This window comes from Desulfobacter sp., from assembly GCF_050177295.1.
Genome location: NZ_JBFXHE010000514.1, coordinates 1 through 2,767, shown reverse-complemented (window position 1 = coordinate 2,767; position 2,767 = coordinate 1). Strand labels below are relative to the sequence as shown.

Annotated in this window: 2 protein-coding genes; both read right to left on the bottom strand. The window is 47.6% G+C overall.

What is annotated here, in order from left to right; genetic code table 11:
- On the bottom strand, positions 1–954 hold a 954-nt coding region (locus AB7U36_RS21935), incomplete at its 3' end, for a molybdopterin-binding protein (RefSeq protein ID WP_428161728.1).
- Between the two features lie 17 nt (positions 955–971).
- Entirely contained in the window at positions 972–2,495 is a 1,524-nt protein-coding gene (locus tag AB7U36_RS21930) for a B12-binding domain-containing radical SAM protein (RefSeq protein WP_428161727.1), read from the bottom strand.
- Positions 2,496–2,767: the final 272 nt, after the last annotated feature.

Below are 2,767 nucleotides of genomic sequence, written 5' to 3'. Positions count from 1 at the left end.
TTTGGCGGAATTGGCATAGGTGGTGGCTGAAAACAGAAAATAATCAGAGGCACCCGGCACATCCGTTATCAGATGAGCCACAAGTCCGCCTGTGCAGGATTCAGCCACACTGAGTGTCTGCCCACGCTTTGTCAGAAGCCGTCCCACTTCCTGGGCCAGGGTCAGTCCCTGGTCTGAGATGACTTTTGGCCCAAGCTTTTCCATCACCCATAGTTTAGCCTGATTCATCTCTCTGGCACCGCCCAGGCCCTCTTCGGAATCGGAAACCACCTCTTTGAGCCTGGAAAGCTTCACCTCAATCATGGGAAATCTGATCCTGAAACCCAGATGAATTCCGGGAAACTGCAAAGTGAAACCTGAAAGGGCCTGCCCGGCCCTGGATTCCGGCATGCCAAACACCATCAGGCGTATGACTTGAATTTCACCGGCATGCCCGGTCATGTCATTCAATTTGGGTCTGACCTTTAAATCAAACATCCGCTCCATTTCCCTGGACACGCCAGGCATACAGAAAAACCGGCACTTGTTGATGGTCATGGAAAAACCCGGAGCGGTTCCGTGAAGATTTTCCATAAACTTTGCGCCTTGGGGCAGCATGGCCTGTTTTTCATTGGCAGGTGTGAGATCAAACCCGCGTTTATCAAAATACTTTTTCATGGCGTTCAAGGCTGCGGTATCCAGCTCAATTTTCACCCCGGCTGCTTTGGCCAAGGCCGCGGCCGTTAAGTCATCAGGAGTCGGTCCAAGGCCGCCTGTCATCACACAAACATCTACGGCAGACGCGATGTTTTCAATCTCCCTGACAAGGGCTGTCATATCATCGGGCACCGCACTTGTCTTTATAACGGTTACACCTGAACTTTTAAGGCGCCGACATAAAAATGCGCTGTTGGTGTCCACAATATCGCCAAGCAGCACCTCATTGCCGGTGGATAAAACATGGGCATTAATCATGACAATTCCCTTTAAAATTATTCTCTATGGTTAAAAAACATGGCATGGTTGGATGAAAAAAAGGCTGGATTTTTCCTGAACCTGGACCCAACACCCAGCTGTTTTTTAAACGCTTTATTAATAAACCATTTCACATTACGGCGGGTCCAGCCCCGGGGGTGTTCAAAATTAAGATATAAAGAGAGGTCTCCGTGGAAAAATTCCTGGGTGACAAGTCCCTGGGCATCTTCACTGAACTTAGGCAGATTAAACACAGACAGATTCAAATAGTCAATATCGGATTTATGGGCCTTGATATAATCCAGGGTGCGGTGGGCTGCGGCCTCATCTTCGTAATGGGTGCCGAAAAGCAGGTAAACAAACGTAAGAATACCTGCGGCTTTAAGATTGGCAAGGGTGGCTGACACTAGTTTAAGATCCGTGCCCTTTCTCATATTGTCCAATACCCTCTGGTCCCCGGATTCAAGCCCGAGTTTAAGCATCTCACATCCGCTTTGCTTAAGGGCCAGACAAAACTTAGGATCTGCAAAATCCTTTTCAAACCGGACAAACCCGTACCACTTAAAAGCGCATGTCTGTCTGGAAAGTGCCCGCAGAAACGCAGGCGTCACGGCATTGTCGATGAAGTGCACAACATCCGGGTCGTGGTTTTCGGCCATTAAGCCAAGATCCCCAAGCACCTGATCGGATCGCAGGGTTGAGTAGGGACGCGTTTCAGCTTTTTCAGGACAGAATCGGCATTTGCTCCAGTAACACCCGATGGAGGCCCGGAAAGGCAGAATTTTTGCAGGTGCAATATAATCATGGTTGTCAGCGAACCCGTAATCCGGCACATAATGTTTTTTCTCAATACCGGGCTTTCCAAGCAGCGCAAGCAAAGGAGATTCCCCCTCCCCTTTAACCAGGTGATCAATCAAACTTGAAAAAGGGTTATTAAAATCAGGACGGCTCATCCAGGAAGAGATCAATCCCCCGCCCATGACAAGTATTTTACCCGGGAAGTTATCCCTGATCCATCCGGCCAGGGCAAAACTGACCAGGGCTTGATTGAGATAGCAAAGGGAAATGCCGATCCAGGGATGATCCCAGGCGTCTATCACGGGGCGAAGTTTTTCTTCAAAATAGAAATAAAAAGGATTTTCCTGATATAATGCCGCACTGTCAAGCAGGGCTTTTGAATCCACCGAAGAAAGCTGATTGTCCGAGTAGTCACTTAAGCTGATCCTGAATCTTGATCGGTCTACGGATACGGCCACCAGCCGGTTCAGGTCATAGACCCGCTGGTGGTAGCGGTCGAAATTGGTGTACAGATCAGGACTGCCCAGGTCATTTAAAATGGCTGTCCGGTTTTTCAAAGACCGTCGGGTCCAGGAATCGGTTGCCTTGTCTTTGCCCACGGAATTGATCAGCCATAAAAGGCCGTCGACATTGGCGTCAACACATTTGCAGTCAATACCGTTTTCCTTTAATGCCGATGACAGAAGCGCAATGCCGGCCGGCGGTTCACAGGGTTTTGCCACAGGGGGGAAAAGTAAAAGCATTGAAATCAGTCCTGTGTTACTGTCATAAATAAGATACTTCCAACTTCAAACCATGAAGAATATGACGATTGATTTTCCGGTATACATTTATTCTTCATGCGCTTCATATCCTTCATGGTAAATAACGAATATTGATTTATGACCGTTATAGTTTTCCAGATAAATAATTTGCTAACATAAGTCCTTGAAAAATCAGGCAGCTTTTAATTCTTCACAATGCCCAAAAAGTCCAAGAATCTCCTTTTGTCGATGAGCAAAATGTGAAAGAGCCT